Origin of the sequence: Seonamhaeicola sediminis (assembly GCF_004358095.2) — a bacterium.
GTDB lineage: Bacteria > Bacteroidota > Bacteroidia > Flavobacteriales > Flavobacteriaceae > Seonamhaeicola > Seonamhaeicola sediminis.
This window is the reverse complement of sequence record NZ_SMZJ02000002.1, coordinates 239,158-260,618: the sequence shown is the minus strand read 5'-3', so window position 1 is coordinate 260,618 and position 21,461 is coordinate 239,158. Positions and strand designations below refer to the sequence as shown.

Below are 21,461 nucleotides of genomic sequence, written 5' to 3'. Positions count from 1 at the left end.
AATTTTTCAATTATAAAGGTAGATGAATAAGATATTAGTATTTATACTACTCCTTCTGTTTGGATATAATCAAGTTTTTTCACAGGATATTATCACTATTGATGCTTTTGTATTAGATAAATCTACAAATCAGCCGATACCATATGTAAATATTGGTTTTGTTGATAAAAGTATTGGTACAGCAAGTAATGAAAAAGGCAGTTTTAAATTGCAATATGAAGAAGATTACATTAGAAATTTTGATGTATTACAATTTTCTTCATTAGGATATAAAACCTTAAAAATAAAGGCTCCAGATTTATTTTCAAAATTATCAAACACCAACAAAATATACTTACAACCCGACATTCAAAGTTTAGATGAATTAATAATTACTGCACCTGAAACCGAGAAAAAGCAAGTAGGTGGTTTAGATTTTGATGGTTATACAATAGGTTATTGGAAAGAAGAGGTTGCACTTGGAGGTGAAATTGCAACAAGACTTAAAATAAATAAAAAGGACTCTAAATTATTAGATTTAAAGTTAAGGATTTTAGAAAATATTTCCGACAGCATTAAATTAAGAGTAAATATTTATGATTCCAACAAAAAGCTTCCCAATAAAAACTTGCTAAGTACTAATATTTTTCATGTTGTAACCAAGAAAATAGGTATTGATACCATTAACTTAAAACCATATAATATCAAAGTAGATAATGATATTATAGTTAGTATTGAACTAGTTGAGGTATTTGGTGATAAAGTAGGGTTTGTTGTGGCTGGTATTGGCTCAGGAACTACCTTCACTCGTTACATAAGTCAAGATAAGTGGGAGGAAATAAAAGATGCCACAATGTCTTTTCAGGTATTAACATCTTTTCCAAAAAAGTACAACAAAATAGAAAAAAGAACGAAGCCTAATACCATAACCATTCTTTGGGACAATTCTGAATCTATGTTTTTAAATAGAAATATTAATAAAGAATTTGAATTTTTAAAAACCTATTTAAATACAATTAAGAATGTTAAAGTAAGGGTAGTAAAGTTTAATATGGAAATAACAAGCGATAAAACATTTGAAGTCAAAAAAGGAGAGAGTGAGTTACTGCTTAATCACTTAAAAAACACAACTTACGAAGCAGGAACTAGTTTTACCGATGTATTTTCAAAAAATTCGTTTAATTCTGACATTGTAATGCTTTTTGGTGATGGGTATTCAACTTTATCAGATTTCGAGTATAACTTCAGAAATCCCATATTTTGTATTAGCTCAAATTATAAAACAAACCATAAAGTTTTACAAGAGATTTCTCAAAGCTCAGATGCAAGTTATGTTAATCTGAATAAAACCTCAATTTCTTCTGCTTTGAGATACATGGAGTTTGATATTTTAGATAAAACAGTATATGATGAAGCAAGTGTTTTGGATAACAGAAATACTATTTACGGAGTAGTACAAAGCAAATCAGGGCCTCTTGAAGGTGTTTCAGTAAGTATTAAAAATACATATGATGAGGTTTTTACCGATGAAGAAGGTAAATATGAAATAAAAGCAGATTATGGTGATATTTTATTGGTTAATTATTTTGGAGTAAAACAAAAGGCAATAACAGTATCAAATAAAAAGAATATCGATATTGATTTAGAGTTAAATATAGAGTTTCTTGAAGAGATTAGTGTAAGTGGTATAAATGAAAAATCTAACGATAATGATAATATTGCTAGGCTTGGTAACAGAAAATTAGGTTATGCATCTAATTACATAAGTGAAAATGATATCCGTCCCTCAGATATTTATTTTGTTGATGTTTTACGCAGAACACCTGGAGTAAATGTATCTGGAACTCCCATTAATGCTAATATTTGGATAAGAGATAAAAGGACTCCACCAGCTGTTTTTGTTGATGGATTATATAGTTTGAATTACTTGAATTTATCTCCACAAAACATAAAGTCAATTACTGTTTTAAGATCGCTAGCTGGAATTAATAGGTTTGGGTCTGATGCTGCTGGAGGTGCTATTTTAGTTACTACCAAAACTTCAGAATTTAGTTCTGAAGAGCAATTAAAAAATTGGGCGTTATTAACAGGTAACGATTATGACCAAACAAAATTCTATCCTGAAACCAATTCAAAAGTTTCTAATTTTGTAAATGAATTATATGCGGCATCATCATTTAATGAAGCATTGCAAATTTATGAAGCACAAAAAACCAGATTTGAACAGTTGCCAATTTTCTTTTATTTTGATGCTTCAGAATATTTTGAAAGATGGGATTCTACAAAAGCCTACAATATTCTTACTAGTATTGCAGATATTGCCTATAATAATGTTAAAGCATTGAAAACGTTAGCATATAAGTTAGAAGCATTAAACAAATATGAAGAAGCTAGGTTTATATATAAAAGAATATTGGAGTTAAACCCTAAACAAGCGCAATCATACAGAGATATGGCTTTGGCTTATCAAAATACAGGAAATTATAATAAAGCTATGTTATTGTATAAACAAATGCTTTTAGGCACAATTCCTGAAGTTGATTTTTCAGGATTGAGAAGTGTTATAGAAAATGAACTTAGACATTTAGTGATGTTACATAAAGCAGAAGTTGATTATAATGATTTGTCTCCTGATTTGTTAAGTTTAAACTTTAAAAAAGATATGCGTTTTGTTTTTGAATGGAATAATCCGTTGGCAGAGTTTGAATTACAATTTGTAAATCCTGATAATAAATATTTTACTTGGGAACTTTCGGAATTTTCAAAAAAAGAACGAATATTAGATGGCATACAAAAAGGGTATCAAACAGAAGAGTTTTTTATTGATGATGCTGAACCTGGAAAATGGCTTATTAATATTAAAAATTTAAAAGGAGAAGAAACTCAAAATCCAACCTATTTAAAGTATACGGTTTATAAAAACTTTGCAAAACCCAATGAAACTAAATCTGTTAGGGTCATCAAATTATTTGAACTGCAAAGCAAAGCCACACTAGATGAATTTGTTTATAATTAGTTATTAACTTTCACCCTCCCACTCACTATAGAATTTTTTTAGGTATAGCTGCATAAAGTTGTGTCTATTTTCAGCAATTCTTTTTCCAGTTTTTGTATTCATTCTATCTTTTAGCAATAGAAGTTTTTCGTAAAAATGATTAATAGTGGGTGCTGTTGAAGCTTTATATGCTTCTTTGCTCATATTAAGCTTAGGCTTAATTTCAGGATTGTAAAGCGCCCTATTTTTAAAACCGCCGTAATTAAAACATCTTGCAATACCAATAGCTCCAATGGCATCTAACCTATCTGCGTCTTGAATAACATCCAATTCATGCGACTTAAAGTCTTGTTTTTCATTACCGCCTTTAAACGAGACGTTTTCAATAATTTTTAAAACATGCTCAATCACAACCGAATCTACATTCAATTTAAAAAGAAATTCTCTAGCTATTCTTGGACCAACGGTTTCATCGCCATCATGAAATTTACTATCTGCAATATCGTGCAATAACGCCCCTAGCGAGACAACAAATAAATCAACAGGTTCGTTTTTTGCAATTAATAAAGCGTTGTTGTAGACTCTTAGCGTATGGAACCAGTCATGACCACCTTCTGCTTCAGAAAGAGTTGTTTTTACAAACGCTTTAGTTTTCTCAATAATATCTTTCACCGGATTTAAGGTTGAATGAACAATTTAATAGTATTCTCAACAATATTTATTAGTTCTGTTTTGTCTTTGTAATCAGCAATTTTTAGTGGTTTATGTACTTTAAATTTAATGTGTGTGCCCAAACCCATTGGAAATTTACCATACCTTAACATTTTCCAGGAATCATTAACCGTAATGGGTACTACCAAAGCAGAGGGGACTTTTTTCAATAATATCTCTAAACCTTTTGTTTGAAACGGTTTTGGCTCTCCATTTTTACTTCTGGTACCTTCAGGGAAAATAACAGCAGCACGATTATTAGCTTCAATATATTCACCAAATTTCATAATAGCAGGTAAGGACTGTCTTGGGTTTTTCCTATCAATTAAAACCGAACCACCATGGCGTAAGTTGTATGATACACTCGGGATGCCCTTGCCAAGTTCAATTTTACTGATAAATTTTGTGTGATGTTTACGCATGTACCACATAATGGGCGATATATCATACATACTTTGGTGATTGGCTACTATTATTAAGGGCTGGTTAGTGCTAATAGTGTGCGGGTTATCAAAAGTAAAACGTGTTCCTAAAACATGAGTACATTTTAATAAGAAAAACTGAAGGATATCTACACATTTTTTATGCGCTTGGTACCCAAAAACATTGAAGCATAGCCACTGTAACAGATGGAAAATTACAAGGGTTATTAAAAAAAGCAAATAATAAATTACGGTTAAGGGATACGATAAAATTTTCACCATGCCCAAAAGTACATGAAATTTTCCCATTTAAAAATGGATAAAACTGAAATGAAAAAATTTATTTTTTTGTACCAGAGAAGCATATATGCTAAATAATTAGTACACAGCTACACACTTATTACTTTCACAAATTACTTCCAAAGGTTCTTGAGTAATAGCGCAATCTGAAGCAATACCATATTGCGCGTTAAAAATGCTCTCTAATTGATTGTATTGCTGTACCTGTGTTTCTAGTTCAACCGTATCAATCGAGGTTGAATATACCAAATAGGTCCATGGCCCACCACAAGGTTTGCTTCCAAATGCAATATACTTACAATCAGAGTCATCATTACAAACTGATGTGGCAGCAAGTGCTTCAATTTCTGTTTTTAAAGAAATAAGCCTTTCAATATCCTTATCGTAGTTTGATACATCACCATCATCTGGTAAACAAGCTATAAATAAAAGGCACAAAATAAGAGTTAATGCCAGTAATTTTTGAGTAGGTTTCATGTCAATTGTTTTTTTCAAGATGAGAAGTGTAAAATAAGGTTGCGTAAAGACATAAAAAAACCACGAATAAATCGTGGTTATATTGGTATTGAATTTTTTAGTTACAGGTTTTAACAGTACTCATTATAAGCATCAACTAAATTTTCAGCAATAAGCTCTGCTGGACGACCTTCAATATGATGACGTTCTAGCATATGCACTAACTCTCCATTTTTAAATAAAGCCATACTTGGTGAACTAGGAGGAAACGGAATCATATATTCCCGTGCTTTTGCTACAGCTTCTTTATCAACCCCAGCAAAAACCGTTACTACGTTATCTGGTCTTTTTTCGTTTTGTAAACTCATTTTGGCTCCGGGGCGTGCATTGGCAGCAGCACAACCACATACAGAGTTCACTACTACAAGAGTAGTGCCTTCTTTTGCTAAAGCAGTATCTACCGCTTCGGGAGTTTGTAATTCTTCAAAACCAACGCTTGTTAAATCTTCACGCATTGGCTTTACTAATTCTGCTGGATACATATTTTTAAATTTTAATAATTAACAATTTTTAGAGATACAAAGATATTAATTGTGTAACAAAATGGTAATGTAATCAACTAACTAATATTATATTTGGTCATAATTAAAATCTATTACTTACATGAATTTTTCAAAATGGATTGGTGGTGCATTAGGGTGGTCTTTTGGAGGTCCTATTGGCGCTATCATTGGGGTTGCCTTAGGGAGTATAATTGATGCCATGTCTAACGGTAATGGTGATAAGTTCTTGGGTGAAGGCAAACGAACAAGAAGAACCACTTATAGTAGAACACAACAACCACAGACACAATCTGGTGATTTTGAGGTAAGCTTATTGGTATTGGCATCCATAGTTATAAAAGCCGATGGAAAACAAGATCAACGTGAGCTAGATTATGTGAGGCAACAGTTTGCCAATATGTATGGGAAAGAGCGTGCTAATCATGCGTTTCAGTTATTTAAAGGTATTAGTAAGCAAAAAGTTTCAAAACGTCAAGTGTGTTTACAGATTAAACAAATGATGGATCACCCATCACGATTACAACTCATTCACTTTTTATTTGGAATTGCTAAAGCAGATGGGGTTGTTACGCAAGACGAAGAGCGAGAAATACAGATTATGGCTGGATATTTAGGTATTAATGCACGTGACTATGAGAGCATTAAAGCTATGTTCTACAATAACATAGACAATGCTTATACCGTTTTAGAGATTGAAAAAACGGCTTCTGTTGATGAAATTAAGAGTGCTTATCGTAAAATGGCAAAAAAATACCATCCAGATAGGGTGATTCACTTAGGGGAAGAACATCAAAAAGGTGCTGAAGAAAAGTTTAGGCAGGTACAAGAGGCTTATGAGCATTTGCAAAAGGAGTTGAAGTTTAATTAGATATTTTGCAATACTCTAGCGTTTCTCTATGTTATAGAATAACGGCAGAAATAAAAAAGCCAACTACTTAGAAGAAAATAGTTGGCCGTTAATTTTTAAAATGATGAATTTCCTAGTTTGAAAACACTTCTTTACTTGTGTAGATTCTAGTGTCATCTCCTTTATCAAAAATCATCACTATTTTGTTGTCATCATTTAAATAAACAGATGCTAATTCCCATCCAGAAACTTTAGTAGCATCTAACAAGCACTTGCGTACATCAGGATTATTTAAGTTTAAATCAGAATTCTTAATAGTATCGGCATTTGCACCGATAGAAAAAGATAGCATAACAACTACTAATAATACATGTAATTTTTTCATCATAGAAATGGTTTTAAATTATTAACAAATCTATGATATAGCCTACAAATCCTTGAAAATAATAGTTGATCGTTCTTTTTTAACGATTAACTCAACAGTTTTGCCAAATATCAAGGCTCTATTGTCTTTCTCATGGCCAGCAGGCATGTTAAATGCTATAGGAAAATTGTAGTCTGAAAGGGCATCTAAAACAAGCTGTTCTATAGAACTTCCCCATTTGGTTGTGTTAGATTTTAGTTTGCTCATATTGCCCACAATAACCCCTTTACAGTTATCAAAATAACCAGCACGTTTTAAACTTTGCAACATGCGATCAATATGGTATTTATATTCGCCAATTTCTTCAATGAATAAGATTTTTCCAGAAGTATCAATACTGGTTTTAGAACCTAACATAGTTTGCAAGATAGTTAAGTTGCCTCCAACTATGGGAGCTAATACACTTCCTTCTTTATTGTAAACCGAACCATCAAGAGTAAAATTTAGTGGTGTTCCAAAAAGAGCAGCCTTAAAAGATTCTATGGTTTTTTTTATAGTATTAGGAGCGTCCTGTAAGCTTGTACACATCATAGCATGAATGCTTTCAAACCCTAAATTATGTGTGTGATTATGAAAGGCAGTAATATCAGAATAGCCTATAATCCATTTGGGGTTTTGTACAAAACTAGACCAATCTAGTTTATCTAAAATTCTAACACTACCGTATCCACCACGGGCGCACCAAATGGCCTTTATTTTTGGATTATTCAAAGCTTTTTGAAAATCCTCATATCGTTCATCATCTGTTCCCGAAAAATGATTATTTTGATTAAAAACATGTTTACCTACAACCACATTTAGTCCCCACCCTTCTAACAGTTTTTGAGACTGATTAATTATATGTGTTTTATTCTTCAAAATTCCAGCGGGTGCTACAATAGCCACCGTATCACCGGGTTTTAAAAATGGAGGTTGCTTCATACTTTTTTCAAGTTTTATTAATGCTGTATTTTGTGCTATTACTAAGTTTTTACCAAGTAGAATTGAAGTACAAAACAAACATAAAATGAGTAGGTTTCTCGACATATTGTAAATGTACATTTTTTTTCTAAATAGCCTTCAAATTGTGTACTTTTGCGCCTTAGATGAAGACATCTTCTTAAATTATGAACAAACCAAAACGATATACAGTTACCACGGCATTGCCTTACACTAACGGACCTATTCATATTGGGCATTTGGCGGGGGTTTATGTGCCTGCAGATATTTATGTGCGTTATTTGCGTTTAACGGGTAATGATGTTGCCTTTATTGGAGGTAGCGATGAACATGGTGTGCCTATTACTATTAAAGCGAAAAATGAAGGTGTTTCACCTCAAGATATTGTTGATAAGTACCACGCCATCATAAAAAAATCATTTGAGGAATTTGGAATTACCTATGATAACTATTCCCGCACTTCGGCACCCATTCATCATAAAACAGCTTCAGAATTTTTCAAAACTTTGTATGATAAAGGAGAGTTTATAGAAGAAACTACAGAGCAGTTATACGATGAAGAAGCTAAACAGTTTTTAGCAGATAGGTTTGTAATAGGTACATGCCCAAAGTGTGGCAACGAGGAAAGTTACGGTGACCAGTGTGAAAACTGTGGGACCAGCCATAATGCAACCGATTTAATTAATCCTAAATCGGCAATTACTGGAAATACGCCTACTCTAAAACAAACAAAACACTGGTTTTTACCATTAGATAAACATGAAGATTTTTTAAAAGAGTGGATTTTAGAAGGTCATAAAAAAGATTGGAAACCTAATGTATACGGACAAGTAAAATCATGGATAGACGACGGACTACGTCCACGTGCAGTAACCCGAGATTTAGATTGGGGAATTCCTGTGCCTGTTGAAGGAGGTGAAGGCAAGGTACTTTATGTATGGTTTGACGCCCCTATAGGATACATTTCTTCAACTATTGAATGGGCAGAACGTGAAGGAAAAGATTGGGAACCTTATTGGAAAAGTGAAGACACCAAACTGGTGCATTTTATAGGAAAAGATAATATTGTATTCCATTGTATTATTTTTCCATCTATGTTAAAGGCAGAGGGCAGTTATATACTACCAGAAAATGTGCCAGCAAACGAATTTTTAAATTTAGAAGGCAATAAACTGTCAACGTCTAAAAATTGGGCAGTTTGGTTACCAGAGTACTTAAAAGATTTTCCAGGGCAACAAGATGTATTACGTTATGCCTTAAATGCCAATGCTCCTGAAACTAAGGATAACGATTTTACTTGGAAAGATTTTCAAGCTAGAAATAACAATGAGTTGGTAGCTATTTTTGGTAATTTTATTAATCGTGTGGTAGTATTAACTAATAAATATTACCAAGGTGTAGTGCCAACACCAAGTGAGTTTACAAAAATAGATGAGGAAACGTTGGCTGCTGTTAAAGCTTATCCAAATGTTATTGCAAGTTCTATTGAGCGCTACCGATTTAGAGAAGCAGGACAGGAGTTAATGAATTTAGCTCGTTTAGGTAACAAATATCTAGCAGATGAAGAGCCTTGGAAAGTAATTAAAGAAGACGCTGCACGCACCAAAACCATCATGTATGTGGCATTGCAAATAGCCTCTGCTTTAGCTACTTTATGTGAACCGTTTTTACCATTCACTTCAGAAAAATTAAAAAGTATCCTGAATGTCAGTTCGAGTGATGCCACACAGGAGCATCGTATCGAGAATATATGGAATGATATCTCAACAAAGGAAGTATTACTTCCAGCAGGTCACCAAATAGGTAAAGCCGAACTATTGTTTTCTAAAATTGAAGATGCCACTATACAAGCCCAATTAGATAAATTAGAAGCTAGTAGAAAAGCCAATGAAGCAGCAAATAAAAGCGTTGAGCCACAAAAAGAAACTATCACATTTGAGGATTTTACTAAGCTGGATATTCGCGTTGGAACTATTTTGGAAGCCGAAAAAATGCCAAAAACTAAAAAACTTTTAAAATTAAAGGTCGATACTGGTATAGATACCAGAACTATTGTTTCTGGTATTGCCGAAAGTTTTTCTGCTGAAGAAATTATCGGTAAACGTGTTACTGTTTTGGTAAATTTAGCTCCAAGGGCGTTACGTGGCGTAGAAAGCCAAGGGATGATTTTAATGACTGAAACGCCTGATGGAAAACTGGTGTTTGTGAACCCAGATGATGCTTCTGTTAATAATGGATTGAAGATAAGTTAATATTTAGGAATGAAAAACTTATATTTATCAGTAATACTTCTATTCTTAGTAATTCAAACTTCTTTTTCTCAAGCAGAATGGTTAACTGTTAATTTTACTGATTTCCAAAATTTTAAAAAACCCATTGAAGTAATTAACTTGGTCGATGAAGAAAATGGCAATGTTGCTATTTTCTTTAAATATTCAAATACAATAAGAGCTTACCTGTATGACAAGGATAAAAAACTGATTAATAAATTATTAGTAGACAAATTGCCCAGATTTTCTGTTAATTATTTGGGGTGTAGCAATTTTAATAGCGTTTACACATTGTTTTTCAAAAATATTGGGAGCACAAAATTTAGTTCATTAACTATCGATTTTAAAAACTCAACTTTTAATTCTACTAAAGATATTGGTTTATTTTTTAAAAAAGAAACTTATGTTGAGTCCTTCGAAGATAATAATAGAGTATATATATTAACTTCAATAGATAAAACCTCTAAATTAAATTTATATGAGTTGTTTTATGATAATCGATTTGAGTTAAAGTTAATTGATTTATCAGATGAAGTATTTGAGAAACCAAATGGTTTTAGGACTAATTTAAACTTCTTGATACGTGGGTTAAACCAAGAATCAATGACTACCTCAATTAAAGTAGGTGAGCCTAGTTCATTGGAACTGGCATCTGCAAAAAACAAGCTTTATTATAACAATAATGTAATTACGTTTACATCTAACTATTTTGACCATTGCACTTATATAATTGATATTAATGTAGATGATGGAAGTTATGAATATTCAAAATTTGATAATGTAAATTATAAGAAGGAAGACCTTTGGAATAAAGCTAATTCTTTTATTTATGGAGATTACTTCTTTAACATGTATATTTCAAAGGAAGGGTTGACTTATGATATTTACGACAGAAGCACTAAAGAATTAATTAAAAGACTGAATTTTAGTAGAAAGGATTCTATAAGGTTTAAGAATACACCAATAATATTAGAAGGGGGCGATTTTAAAAATTATCGAGAGCTCGACAAAACAACTCAATTTATAAGAAAAGTAACTAATTCAAAAATCAGCACCTATGTATATAAAATGGGAGGAAATTATGTGATTAGCATAGGAAGTAGTGAGCCAAAGCAACAAGCTCAAATGGGTTATTATTATCCAGGAGGCTTAGTTGGAGGTTTAATGGCAATAGCAGCACATCAATTACTTACCTCTTCATATCATTCTTATATTACTACTAAGTCTACTAGAATAGAATGTTTGTTTGATGAAAGTTTTAATCATGTTTCAGGAAATATTCCTTTAAATGGCTTTGATCGGATTAAAGAATATGTTGATAAGATGAATTTAGAAACGGCCCCATTACAAACTATTTTTAAAACTGGTAATGATTATATTTTTGGGTACTATAATAAAGACCTTAACAGCTACATCTATACCAATATTTAAATATATTTAAAAAGTTAAAACTATTTCATTTCAAAGTATGTTGTGTAATGTCTAGCATTTATTTCGACTTATGAAAAATGCAAAAAACATTCACAGAGTTTTCAACCAACGCTGTTCTTAAAATTGGTAATGAGGAATTACTAGATTCCTTTAGAACTTCAAAACAACCAGAGTTATACACTTTCATTCGTACAAAAAGTTCTAAAGCCGAAATCATTGTAGATAGTATCCCTTACACTATAGAGCCCCATAGCATTTTGGCTTTAACGGTGGTACAATACTTTCAATTTATTACGGGTACAGATTTAGTAGTCTATCAATTCAATAGAGAGTTTTATTGCATAAAAGATCATGACCATGAGGTGAGTTGCGCAGGGTTATTATTCTTTGGAAATGTTCATATACCTATTATTGAATTAGATAACAAGGAGCAACGAAAATTAGATATTTTGAATGAAGTGTTTTTGGATGAATTAGAAACAAAAGATACTATTCAAGCAGAAATGTTACGTATGCTTATGGCACGTTTTATCATCATAAGCACCCGTTTGTTAAAAGCTAAAGAAGGTTTTGTAGAATCTTCAAAAAACACAAAGATAGACTTGTTACGTGATTTCAACCTCTTGGTAGAAGCACACTTTAAAACTGAGCACAGTGTCTCATTTTACGCTGAAAAACTCTTTAAATCTCCTAAAACCTTATCTAATACGTTTGCTAAACTAAATACGAGTCCGCTTCAAATTATACACGAACGGGTAATATTAGAAGCAAAGCGATTACTAATATACACAGATAAAACCGCCAAGGAAATTGCCTATGAAATAGGTTTTGAAGATGCTTCTCATTTAAGTCGTTTATTTAAAAAATATACCGAACTTTCACCTTCAGATTTTAAAAAACAGCTGAAACAATCTGTTTAGGGAAATATTGACAACATATAGGGCATTCTCTTCATTTTATTGCTCTTGCCTTTACTTCATCTTTGCACTGTATAATTAAAACAATAAAGAGATGAATTTAAAACACATATCTATTTTCAATTTAATTGAAATATTCAGAGGAAAAAGAAAAGAAGGATTAAATACTATTTCTCCAAAAACGCATTGTGAGCAGAAGCATATTCACGATTTCTATTGTGATGCAGAAATGCCACATGTTAACTAAATAATATTGTTATAAAATAATAAGGGAAAAATTGACAATCAAAAAGGAAATGGTTACATGGTTTAGGGTTAATAACAACCACATCTTTGTACCATCAATTAACAATAATTAATAAAATTAAAATTATGAGCACATTTAATGTACCAACAAGAGAAGAAGTAACTGAAAATAACCAAGCTATTTTTGATAATTTGAATAAAGCTTTAGGTTTTGTACCTAACCTATATGCTACTTACGCACATAGTGATACAGCTTTAGAAAACTATCTAAATTTTTCAAATGCTAAAACATCTTTATCAGCTAAAGAGAGAGAAGTGGTAAACTTAGCAGTTAGTGAAGTAAATAATTGTCTTTATTGTTTATCGGCGCACACAGCTATTGGAAAAATGAACGGATTTACAGATGAACAAATTTTAGAATTACGAGCCGGAGAAGCTTCTTTTAACAACAAGCTGGATGCATTGGCAAGATTAGCCAAAAACGTTACTGAAAATAGAGGAAGAACAGATGTAGATGTATTAGAAAACTTTTTCAGTGCTGGATATTCTAAAGGAAATTTAATTGATGTGATTTCTTTAGTAGGGGATAAAACCATTTCAAACTATATTCATAGTACGACACAAATACCCGTAGATTTTCCTGAAGCCCAACCATTGGAAGCCGCAACAGTATAATTTTAATAAAAACAAATAATCAATAACCAGAGCAAAAGCTCATATAATAATTTAAAAAATGAAAAAAGTAGTAGTAATTTTAGTTATGGTATTAAGTTTCTCTTTAAACGGTAATGCTCAAGACAACATGATGAAAGATAAGGCCGTTAAAACGATTGCTTTAGAACAAACCCCAGGTGAATTTACCCAAAAGGGGTTAACAGTAAGCGAAGGATCTTACATCTTTGAAATTAGCAATGCCAATTCTGGTACAGATGTGGGTTTTGTACTTGTGCCAAAAGGCAAAGATGCCAGCAAACCAGAAAACCATATTCAAACCGCTTATGTTACAGCTGTAGTTAAAGAAGGTAAGGTAGAGTCATCAAAAACTACCACTTTAACCAAAGGAGAATACGTGTATTTTTGTCCTTTAAACAAAACACCACAGTACACACTTACTGTAGAGTAAGGAGTAATAAAGTCAATTAGTTTGAAAAAGGTTATTCTAATAAAGAATAACCTTTTTTACATTGTGGACTTACAAGAGCCAGTAGAATTTTTTAACTTTACAAAAAACCGAGAGTTATGTTATCAAAAACTATAGAAAAGGCCTTAAATAATCAAATTAGAATAGAAGCAGAATCTTCTCAAATTTATTTAGCTATGGCATGCTGGGCAGAAGTTAAGGGATTAGAAGGAATAGCCAATTTTATGTATGCTCAATCTGATGAAGAACGAGATCACATGCTAAAGCTTGTAAAGTTTGTAAATGAACGTGGTGGACATGCACAAATTTCGGCTTTAAAAGCTCCTGGTGTTACATTTGAGTCTTTTAAAGAAATGTTCGAATTACTTTTTAAGCATGAGGTTTTTGTGTCTAATAGTATTAACGAACTGGTACATATTACGCTTCAGGAAAAAGACTATGCAACCCACAACTTTTTACAATGGTATGTGTCTGAGCAAATAGAAGAAGAAGCTATGGCAAGAACTATTTTAGATAAAATTAATCTCATTGGTGATGATAAAGGTGGTTTGTATTTGTTTGATAGAGATATTGAAAATTTAACTGTAAGTTCTGCTGCTGCCAATGGATTAAATAATGATGCTTAAATTTTAACAATTATTCTTATTTAGATTAATTAAAAATAAATTATATTTGTCAAGAATTTGTAACTAAGTTTTCAAGTTTTGGGCAAAAAGAAACAAAAAAAGGCAATTAAAAAACTTAAGAAATTGGGAATTGAACTTCCTGATAAAGTAAAAAGTAGTTGTTGTAAAAAATTCAAAAAGGGCGAAAATAAGCGTTGTAAAAAATGCCCATGCTATGATCTTCTTAAAAAAGTAGCTTAGTTTTAACACCCTTAAAGTGATTGCTTTTCTATTTCATTTTAAGCTAGAAAATAAAGATACATATAGGTAAGTCTTAAATTCCTAATCACTATTACATTACCTTATGCGTTTTAATATAATCTGGGTCTATATTTATGCCTAAGCCAGAACCAATAGGGACACTAATTACCCCGTTTACACTTTTAAACGGCTCTGATTTACTCTCAACAGGTATTATGCTACCATTAGCATCTTTGGTTGCAAACATTTTAAATTCATGGAATTCTGCAGCATTTTGGCAAGCAGAAACCATATGTAACATGTATAAATAACCAAGACCTCCATTAGACATATGAGGTGCTATGGTTTGCCCCATAACATGTGCCATTCGGGAAACTTGTTTGGTTCTAATCATACCTCCAAAATAGAAAATATCTGGTTGAACAACTTGAAAGACGTCATTGGCTATTAACCAACGAAAGGTATGTAAACGAGATTCCTGCTCACCTCCAGCCATAGGAATAGTTAAAGCTTCCTGAACTTGTTTTTGCTCCTCATACCATTCGTAAGGTAAAGGTTCTTCATAAAAATAGTAATTATAATCTTCTAATAATTTTCCTAATTTAAGGGCTCCATTAACTGAATATGTGCCATTGCCATCAATCATTAAATTCATGTCCTCTCCAAACTTTTCACGAGCCAGTTTTACCAGTTTTTCTGTTCTTCCAGGGGCATTGTCTTTATCGTTGCCAACATTATGCCCATAACCCGCACGTATTTTTATAGCTTTAGCTTTGGTTTCTTCCCAATCTTTATACATCAATTCAAGAGACTCTTCAGGTTCTTTGTTTCGGAGTTCATTAATTCTGGTACCCAAATAGATTGATACTTCTTTATTGTGAATATCTCCAATAAGTTGCCCCACAGATTTATTAGCTATATTTCCCAACATATCTAGAATAGCAAATTCTAGAGTAGCCATTTGCACATTTAGAGCAATACCATGTAATCTGTAATTAGTTACGGCGGCATTATAAATCAACGTGTCCAAATCTCTAGCATCTTTGCCTATAAAGTGTCTCTTGATAGCATTAAACAAGGGGTATCCAATTTTAGAATAAAAAGGATGACCAACGGAAATACCTATAGCACCGTCTTTAGAACGAGTTCTGCATATAAAATTATCTCTATCTCGAAGCAATTCAATAGTTTCAATTATTACAGGGGTTGAAAATAAGTTTCTTTTTAAAACAGGTTTACTTAAAGCTTGGTCAATTGCTGAATAATCAGTTGTAATGGTTATTTGTTTTTCTCTAGTATCAGATTTACAAGATGTTACAGGGAATAGGGTGGCTGCTGCACCAGATAATACAGTGTTTTTTAAAAACTTTCGGCGATTAATTTGCATTTACTTTGGTTTTCCAACAAGATACTAAGTATTGCTTATTTTAAAAAATATGATTTTGGGTGCGAATCTTTTATTAGAATTGAACTTTTATAATGTGAATATATCAAAAGGAAATCGGCAAATATAGCTCCTAAACTAGGTATAGGATTACATTGCCGATTTTTTACAACAAGTTATTTAATCTAGTTTGAAACCAATTTGTTTTTGAAGTTTCAGCTTTCGCAGATTCTTGGGTTTCTTTAACTCGATTTTTATTGTTCTGAATTTTCCTTTTTTTGTTTACACGTTTAATGACTTCATCAACATAATAAATAAAGTCATTGTTTAATGCAACCATTTTGGAATTTTCAAGTGCTTCCTCGGCTTTTTCAAATTCATTTAGTGCTTCAAATAAATAACCTTGGTTTAATAGAATAGCAGCTTTATCTATTCCTTTAATAGTTAAAGCAAAATCTATTAATTTTTGGGCTTCAGTATAATCGCCATTATTCACTAAAAGTCTTGAGTAATCTGGATATATATCAGTCATATCCATATTGCTTGCAATAGCCTTTTCGTAAAATGCTTTAGCAGTTCTGTAATCACCCAATTGCTCACTTTGTAGTTTAGCCATTAAGCATAAAGCTATTACATTTTCAGAATCATACGCCAGAGCATAATTTAATGCTTCGGCAGTTTTTTCTAATTCGTATGGGTAGGCTTCAATAGCTCTAAATAAATATAAGTTATGTAAATTAGTTTTCATTGTTATAAATATTTTCTTAGATGATATGTACAATCAGTATTGCATAATCATCCTAATCATTAATCTTTTACATGTGATTCTAGACCACATAATTGTGTGATTTTAATTGAATCGGAAATAATTTCTCTAGGAATAAAAAATCCGAAACAGTTGTCTTGCTTCGGATTCTTTTCTGAAAAATATACCTACTTAAAGTAGGTAGGCAGAAAACACCGAAGCTTCATGAATGACTTTAGGTCACTATACCTATCCAAAATGAATGTACTATGTTTTAACATGGCTTCTTTTTTATCCTGAACTTGGCTCAGGAATATATTATTTGTTACACAGATTGATGTTGAAGTGTTCTCTAAAACACACAACAAAATAATTATTATTTCTTGTTGCAGGCTCTTTACAATAACTGCGATGCAAAGATTAAATCTTTTTCTTTACAAACAAAATTTTATTCAATTTAATTTGTTGATAATCAAATAGTTAAAATAAAATCTAGATAAAGGAATTCCTGTCCGCTTTTCAGCAGATAATTGGGGTTTTTGCAAAAGTTTGTCTCTCAGTTGCTTACACTCCAAAGTCTTATATTTTAGATTTTTAAATTTTTATTCATTTAATTCTAAATTTTTTCAAAAAAAAAGCGTCCAACATTTGTTGGACGCTTTAAATATGATAGTTTGAACTATATCTATCTGTTCATATTCTTTATAGCATCAACAAAAGTGTCTAAATCAACCCCTTGGTTTACAAGAGAGATTGCTTTATCAATAATATATTTTACGTTTACTGCATGAAAGCCAAGTCCAACACCAATTTTCTTTAAAAGGAGCATTTCTGGTTCCCCAGTAATAGTATCTACATGAATCATACGTACTAAGTCATATAAACGCTCTAATCTATCATCATAAGCCACAGGCGGATTTATTGGATGTGAATTATAATCTTTTAAAATAGCTTTGTAATCCCCTTCATTAATATTCAACCTTTGTGCTAATCTATCTAAAAAAGCTTTTTCCTCCTCTGTAATCACGCCATCGGCCATAGCCACTCTTACAATAGCAGCAAAATGATCTTCGTTACGCTTTTTAAACCCACTATCAAATAAATCTGAAATTGACATAAATAATCTTGTTTATAGCTGCAAACGTACATATTATTTTTAAGAATTTAAACCCAAATTTGAATTTTTTGGACACTGTCAATTAGGGTTGGGCTTTCCTATATATTTTTTATATGCCTGTTATTGTGAATCACGTTTAGACCTTATGTGGCAATCTCTTATTCATTGAAGATTACTTTGTCGAGCCTTCTTGTAATGACCCCTATAATTTCAAAGATTTTATAAAAAAGACTACTTATACCTCTAACACAAAAATGATAGTTCTCTTAATAAAACCATATGCTTTTTTTCATTTTCAAATAAAAAAATTCATGTATTTTTGCATTCGTTAAAATGAAGTTGATTTAGTGAGTACTTCAAATCTCTCGCAGTCTTATATACAGGCTTTGCAAACGCAAAATCTGATGTCTGCTATTACCCAAACACAAGGAAAAATACATTTAAAAGGATTAGTAGGTTCTGCTTTTTCCTATGTGATTTCAAGCGTTTTTAAAGCATCAGAAAAGCCATTTTTGTTAATATTTAATGACAAAGAAGAAGCGGCACACTATCTAAACGATTTAGAACAACTTATCAATGATAAAGATGTTTTGTTCTATCCTGGGAGCTACCGAAGGCCTTATCAAATTGAAGAAACTGATAATGCCAATGTGCTGCTAAGAGCAGAAGTTTTAAATAGAATAAATTCCCGTAAAAAACCTGCCATAATTGTTACTTATCCTGATGCCCTTTTTGAAAAAGTGGTTACTAGAAAGGAGTTGGAACGTAACACTTTAAAAGTGGCTGTTGGTGATAATCTATCCATAGATTTTGTAAATGAAGTTCTGTTTGAGTACCAATTTAAACGTGTAGATTTTGTTACAGAACCTGGAGAGTTTTCGGTTAGAGGTGGTATTGTTGATGTGTTTTCATTTTCACATGATGAGCCTTACCGTATTGAGTTTTTTGGTGATGAGGTAGATAGCATAAGAACTTTTGATGTAGAGTTACAACTTTCAGTTGACCAGATTAAGAAAATAAATATCATACCCAATGTTGCCAATAAGTTTTTAGAGGAAAGTAGACAGAGTTTCTTAAAATACATTGCTCAAAAAACAGTTGTCTGCTTAAAAAATGCCGATTTATGTTTTTCTAGAATTGATGACTTTTTCACTAAGGCCGAAGAGGCTTTTAAAGAGCTATCTTCAGAATTAAAGCATAGTAAGCCTGAAGAATTATTTGTTAATTCTACATTACTTAAAAAGCAATTATTAGACTTTGCTCTTATTGAATTTGGGACACAGAGTGTATTTAAAAATGACGGCACCGAAATTATTGAATATAATACCACGCCTCAACCATCCTTCAATAAGCAATTCAACTTATTAATTGAAGATTTAAACGCCAATTACGATAAAGGTTATACTAATTTCATTACTTGTATTAGCCAACAACAAGCGCAACGTTTTCATGATATTTTTGATGATGCAAAATTAGATGTTAAAGATTATGAGACTGTAATTTTATCGTTGCATCAAGGTTTTATAGACCATGATAATAAAATAGTTTGCTATACAGATCATCAAATATTTGAACGTTACCACAAATTCCACATCAAAAACGGCTATGCTAAAAAGCAAGCCATTACCTTAAAAGAGCTTACCAATTTAGATGTTGGTGATTATGTTACACATATAGATCATGGTATCGGTCGATTTGGAGGACTTCAAAAAATTAACGTTGAAGGTAAACAACAAGAAGCTATAAAACTTATTTATGGGGAGCGTGATATTTTATACCTAAGCATCCACTCACTTCATAAAATCACTAAGTTTAACGGTAAGGATGGTAAGCCACCTAAAATCTATAAATTGGGTAGCTCTGCATGGAAGAACCTTAAGCAAAAAACAAAAGCACGTGTTAAGGATATTGCATTTAATTTAATTAAACTTTACGCAAAGCGAAAGACAAAAAAGGGGTATCAGTATACCCCAGATAGTTATATGCAACATGAGTTGGAAGCCTCTTTTATTTATGAAGACACCCCAGACCAAAGTACTGCTACAGCTGATATAAAAGCCGATATGGAAAGTGAGCGCCCTATGGACAGATTAGTTTGTGGTGATGTTGGTTTTGGGAAAACCGAAGTAGCTATTCGTGCTGCCTTTAAAGCAGTTGATAATGGTAAGCAAGTGGCCATTTTAGTACCAACAACCATTTTGGCTTACCAACACTCAAGAACGTTTAAAAAACGCCTAGAAGATTTCCCTGTAGTTGTAGATTATTTAAACCGATTTAGAACTGCCAAGGAAAAACGTGAAACTTTAGAAGCTTTACAACAAGGAAAAGTAGATATAATCATTGGAACCCACCAATTGGTAAATAAAAATGTAAAGTTTAAAGACTTAGGGCTACTAATTGTTGATGAGGAACAAAAATTTGGTGTGGCTGTAAAAGAAAAGCTAAAAACCATTAAAGAGAATGTAGATGTACTTACGTTAACAGCAACCCCCATTCCCAGAACATTACAATTTAGCTTAATGGCAGCTAGAGATTTATCAGTAATTACAACACCTCCTCCCAATCGTTACCCAATAGAAAGTCATGTAATTCGGTTTAATGAAGAGACGATTCGCGATGCGGTTAGCTATGAAATTGAACGTGGCGGGCAAATATTCTTTATACATAACCGCATTGAAAACATCAAAGAAGTAGCCGGCATGGTACAACGATTGGTGCCAGATGCTAAAGTTGCTATTGGTCATGGGCAAATGGAAGGCAAAAAATTAGAACAACTCATGCTGTCTTTTATCAATGGTGAATTTGATGTTTTGGTTAGTACTACCATTGTTGAAAGCGGATTGGATGTACCCAATGCCAATACCATTTTTATTAATAATGCTAATAATTTTGGGTTGAGTGATTTGCATCAAATGCGTGGGCGCGTTGGTAGAAGTAATAAAAAGGCTTTCTGCTACTTTATAACACCTGAGTATTCTGCTATGACAGAAGATGCCAGAAAACGTATTTCGGCGTTGGAACAATTTACAGAATTAGGAAGCGGATTTAATATAGCTATGAAGGATTTAGAAATTCGAGGTGCTGGTGATTTATTGGGAGGAGAACAAAGCGGATTTATAAACGAAATTGGATTTGATACCTATCAAAAAATATTGAATGAAGCTATTGAAGAGCTTAAAGATAACGAGTTTAAGGATCTATATAATGAACCTGATGAGAATAAAGTTTACGTTAAAGATGTTACCATAGACACCGATTTTGAGTTACTATTCCCAGACAATTACGTGAATAACATTAGCGAAAGATTACACCTTTACACCAAGTTAAACGAGTTAAAAGACGAAGAAGAATTAGGTCAATTTGAAAAAGAATTAGTTGACAGGTTTGGGGAGTTGCCAGAACAAGTGACGGATTTGTTAAATAGTGTCCAAATAAAATGGATTGCCTCCAAAATTGGTTTTGAGAAAATAGTTATGAAACAAGGAAAACTCATTGGGTATTTTATAAGTGACCAACAAAGTAGTTTTTATCACAGTCCCTTTTTTACAAAAGTATTGGGTTATGTACAGACTAATCCTGATTTGTGTAAAATGAAAGAAAAACAAACCCGTCAAGGCTTACGATTATTGCTTACTTTTGGAAATGTAAAATCGGTTGAAAAAGCTTTAGCATTATTAAAACCTATTGTGGCTTGATTATTGTCTTAAT

General features: G+C 32.2%; 19 protein-coding genes. 10 read left to right on the top strand and 9 right to left on the bottom strand.

What is annotated here, in order from left to right:
- The first annotated feature begins 22 nt into the window (after positions 1–22).
- Positions 23–2,995, top strand: coding sequence for a carboxypeptidase-like regulatory domain-containing protein (locus E1J38_RS03765; protein WP_133355775.1), 2,973 nt, complete (start codon positions 23–25; stop codon positions 2,993–2,995).
- Between the two features lie 3 nt (positions 2,996–2,998).
- Here the strand turns inward: E1J38_RS03765 and E1J38_RS03760 are convergent, their stop codons facing one another.
- The 4 genes from E1J38_RS03760 to E1J38_RS03745 all read right to left on the bottom strand — a co-directional run bounded on the left by E1J38_RS03760 (position 2,999) and on the right by E1J38_RS03745 (position 5,405).
- A complete protein-coding gene (locus E1J38_RS03760; RefSeq protein ID WP_133355776.1) occupies positions 2,999–3,646 on the bottom strand; it encodes an HD domain-containing protein in 648 nt (215 codons plus the stop codon).
- Between the two features lie 5 nt (positions 3,647–3,651).
- Positions 3,652–4,389 (bottom strand): lysophospholipid acyltransferase family protein, encoded by a 738-nt coding sequence (locus E1J38_RS03755; protein ID WP_133355995.1) that lies wholly within the window; start codon positions 4,387–4,389, stop codon positions 3,652–3,654.
- A gap of 96 nt (positions 4,390–4,485) precedes the next feature.
- The gene (locus E1J38_RS03750; RefSeq protein ID WP_145774276.1) at positions 4,486–4,884 is read right to left on the bottom strand and encodes a hypothetical protein; all 399 of its coding nucleotides are present in this window, start codon (positions 4,882–4,884) and stop codon (positions 4,486–4,488) included.
- 110 nt (positions 4,885–4,994) lie between these two features.
- Positions 4,995–5,405, bottom strand: a complete 411-nt coding sequence (locus E1J38_RS03745) for a BrxA/BrxB family bacilliredoxin (RefSeq protein ID WP_133355778.1) — start codon at positions 5,403–5,405, stop codon at positions 4,995–4,997.
- Positions 5,406–5,526: 121 nt separating this feature from the next.
- Here E1J38_RS03745 and E1J38_RS03740 point away from each other — a divergent pair, with 121 nt between their 5' ends.
- Positions 5,527–6,294: a TerB family tellurite resistance protein gene (locus E1J38_RS03740; protein WP_133355779.1), complete on the top strand. Its 768-nt coding sequence runs from the start codon at positions 5,527–5,529 to the stop codon at positions 6,292–6,294.
- Between the two features lie 112 nt (positions 6,295–6,406).
- On the opposite strand, the gene E1J38_RS03735 is transcribed toward E1J38_RS03740, so the two are convergent.
- Positions 6,407–6,661, bottom strand: a complete 255-nt coding sequence (locus E1J38_RS03735) for a hypothetical protein (protein WP_133355780.1) — start codon at positions 6,659–6,661, stop codon at positions 6,407–6,409.
- Positions 6,662–6,700: 39 nt separating this feature from the next.
- Complete coding sequence (locus E1J38_RS03730; protein WP_255449779.1) at positions 6,701–7,618, bottom strand: S66 peptidase family protein; 918 nt, start codon at positions 7,616–7,618, stop codon at positions 6,701–6,703.
- 185 nt (positions 7,619–7,803) lie between these two features.
- Between E1J38_RS03730 and metG the strand changes: the two genes are divergently transcribed.
- From metG to E1J38_RS03700, 7 genes are all read left to right on the top strand, one after another.
- Positions 7,804–9,888: a methionine--tRNA ligase gene (gene metG / locus E1J38_RS03725; RefSeq protein WP_133355782.1), complete on the top strand. Its 2,085-nt coding sequence runs from the start codon at positions 7,804–7,806 to the stop codon at positions 9,886–9,888.
- Between the two features lie 9 nt (positions 9,889–9,897).
- A complete protein-coding gene (locus E1J38_RS03720; protein WP_133355783.1) occupies positions 9,898–11,337 on the top strand; it encodes a hypothetical protein in 1,440 nt (479 codons plus the stop codon).
- A 77-nt stretch (positions 11,338–11,414) separates the two neighbouring features.
- Complete coding sequence (locus tag E1J38_RS03715) at positions 11,415–12,257, top strand: AraC family transcriptional regulator (RefSeq protein WP_133355784.1); 843 nt, start codon at positions 11,415–11,417, stop codon at positions 12,255–12,257.
- A 91-nt stretch (positions 12,258–12,348) separates the two neighbouring features.
- Positions 12,349–12,501: a hypothetical protein gene (locus tag E1J38_RS15060; RefSeq protein WP_186525809.1), complete on the top strand. Its 153-nt coding sequence runs from the start codon at positions 12,349–12,351 to the stop codon at positions 12,499–12,501.
- 125 nt (positions 12,502–12,626) lie between these two features.
- Positions 12,627–13,175: a carboxymuconolactone decarboxylase family protein gene (locus E1J38_RS03710; RefSeq protein ID WP_133355785.1), complete on the top strand. Its 549-nt coding sequence runs from the start codon at positions 12,627–12,629 to the stop codon at positions 13,173–13,175.
- 58 nt (positions 13,176–13,233) lie between these two features.
- Entirely contained in the window at positions 13,234–13,623 is a 390-nt protein-coding gene (locus tag E1J38_RS03705; RefSeq protein WP_133355786.1) for a hypothetical protein, read from the top strand.
- A gap of 116 nt (positions 13,624–13,739) precedes the next feature.
- Positions 13,740–14,267, top strand: a complete 528-nt coding sequence (locus E1J38_RS03700; protein WP_133355787.1) for a ferritin — start codon at positions 13,740–13,742, stop codon at positions 14,265–14,267.
- 331 nt (positions 14,268–14,598) lie between these two features.
- On the opposite strand, the gene E1J38_RS03695 is transcribed toward E1J38_RS03700, so the two are convergent.
- From E1J38_RS03695 to E1J38_RS03685, 3 genes are all read right to left on the bottom strand, one after another.
- Positions 14,599–15,894 carry a mandelate racemase/muconate lactonizing enzyme family protein gene (locus E1J38_RS03695; RefSeq protein WP_133355788.1) on the bottom strand — a complete coding sequence of 432 codons (1,296 nt, stop codon included), beginning with the start codon at positions 15,892–15,894 and terminating at the stop codon, positions 14,599–14,601.
- Positions 15,895–16,057: 163 nt separating this feature from the next.
- The gene (locus E1J38_RS03690) at positions 16,058–16,639 is read right to left on the bottom strand and encodes a tetratricopeptide repeat protein (protein WP_133355789.1); all 582 of its coding nucleotides are present in this window, start codon (positions 16,637–16,639) and stop codon (positions 16,058–16,060) included.
- 682 nt (positions 16,640–17,321) lie between these two features.
- Positions 17,322–17,753, bottom strand: coding sequence for a TerB family tellurite resistance protein (locus E1J38_RS03685; protein ID WP_133355790.1), 432 nt, complete (start codon positions 17,751–17,753; stop codon positions 17,322–17,324).
- Positions 17,754–18,157: 404 nt separating this feature from the next.
- On the opposite strand from E1J38_RS03685, the gene mfd reads away from it, so the two are divergent.
- A complete protein-coding gene (gene mfd / locus E1J38_RS03680; protein WP_439653975.1) occupies positions 18,158–21,448 on the top strand; it encodes a transcription-repair coupling factor in 3,291 nt (1,096 codons plus the stop codon).
- Positions 21,449–21,461 lie beyond the last annotated feature (13 nt).

What these genes read in the sequence shown, in the direction of transcription:
- E1J38_RS03735 (WP_133355780.1), bottom strand. Translation starts at nt 6,661, where the DNA reads ATGATGAAAAAATTACATGTATTATTAGTAGTTGTTATGCTATCTTTT.
- E1J38_RS03715 (WP_133355784.1), top strand. Translation starts at nt 11,415, where the DNA reads ATGCAAAAAACATTCACAGAGTTTTCAACCAACGCTGTTCTTAAAATT.
- E1J38_RS03685 (WP_133355790.1), bottom strand. Translation starts at nt 17,753, where the DNA reads ATGTCAATTTCAGATTTATTTGATAGTGGGTTTAAAAAGCGTAACGAA.
- E1J38_RS03765 (WP_133355775.1), top strand. Translation starts at nt 23, where the DNA reads ATGAATAAGATATTAGTATTTATACTACTCCTTCTGTTTGGATATAAT.
- metG (WP_133355782.1), top strand. Translation starts at nt 7,804, where the DNA reads ATGAACAAACCAAAACGATATACAGTTACCACGGCATTGCCTTACACT.
- mfd (WP_439653975.1), top strand. Translation starts at nt 18,158, where the DNA reads ATGTCTGCTATTACCCAAACACAAGGAAAAATACATTTAAAAGGATTA.
- E1J38_RS15060 (WP_186525809.1), top strand. Translation starts at nt 12,349, where the DNA reads ATGAATTTAAAACACATATCTATTTTCAATTTAATTGAAATATTCAGA.
- E1J38_RS03695 (WP_133355788.1), bottom strand. Translation starts at nt 15,894, where the DNA reads ATGCAAATTAATCGCCGAAAGTTTTTAAAAAACACTGTATTATCTGGT.
- E1J38_RS03720 (WP_133355783.1), top strand. Translation starts at nt 9,898, where the DNA reads ATGAAAAACTTATATTTATCAGTAATACTTCTATTCTTAGTAATTCAA.
- E1J38_RS03745 (WP_133355778.1), bottom strand. Translation starts at nt 5,405, where the DNA reads ATGTATCCAGCAGAATTAGTAAAGCCAATGCGTGAAGATTTAACAAGC.
- E1J38_RS03730 (WP_255449779.1), bottom strand. Translation starts at nt 7,618, where the DNA reads ATGAAGCAACCTCCATTTTTAAAACCCGGTGATACGGTGGCTATTGTA.
- E1J38_RS03740 (WP_133355779.1), top strand. Translation starts at nt 5,527, where the DNA reads ATGAATTTTTCAAAATGGATTGGTGGTGCATTAGGGTGGTCTTTTGGA.
- E1J38_RS03705 (WP_133355786.1), top strand. Translation starts at nt 13,234, where the DNA reads ATGAAAAAAGTAGTAGTAATTTTAGTTATGGTATTAAGTTTCTCTTTA.
- E1J38_RS03700 (WP_133355787.1), top strand. Translation starts at nt 13,740, where the DNA reads ATGTTATCAAAAACTATAGAAAAGGCCTTAAATAATCAAATTAGAATA.
- E1J38_RS03755 (WP_133355995.1), bottom strand. Translation starts at nt 4,389, where the DNA reads ATGGTGAAAATTTTATCGTATCCCTTAACCGTAATTTATTATTTGCTT.
- E1J38_RS03690 (WP_133355789.1), bottom strand. Translation starts at nt 16,639, where the DNA reads ATGAAAACTAATTTACATAACTTATATTTATTTAGAGCTATTGAAGCC.
- E1J38_RS03750 (WP_145774276.1), bottom strand. Translation starts at nt 4,884, where the DNA reads ATGAAACCTACTCAAAAATTACTGGCATTAACTCTTATTTTGTGCCTT.
- E1J38_RS03710 (WP_133355785.1), top strand. Translation starts at nt 12,627, where the DNA reads ATGAGCACATTTAATGTACCAACAAGAGAAGAAGTAACTGAAAATAAC.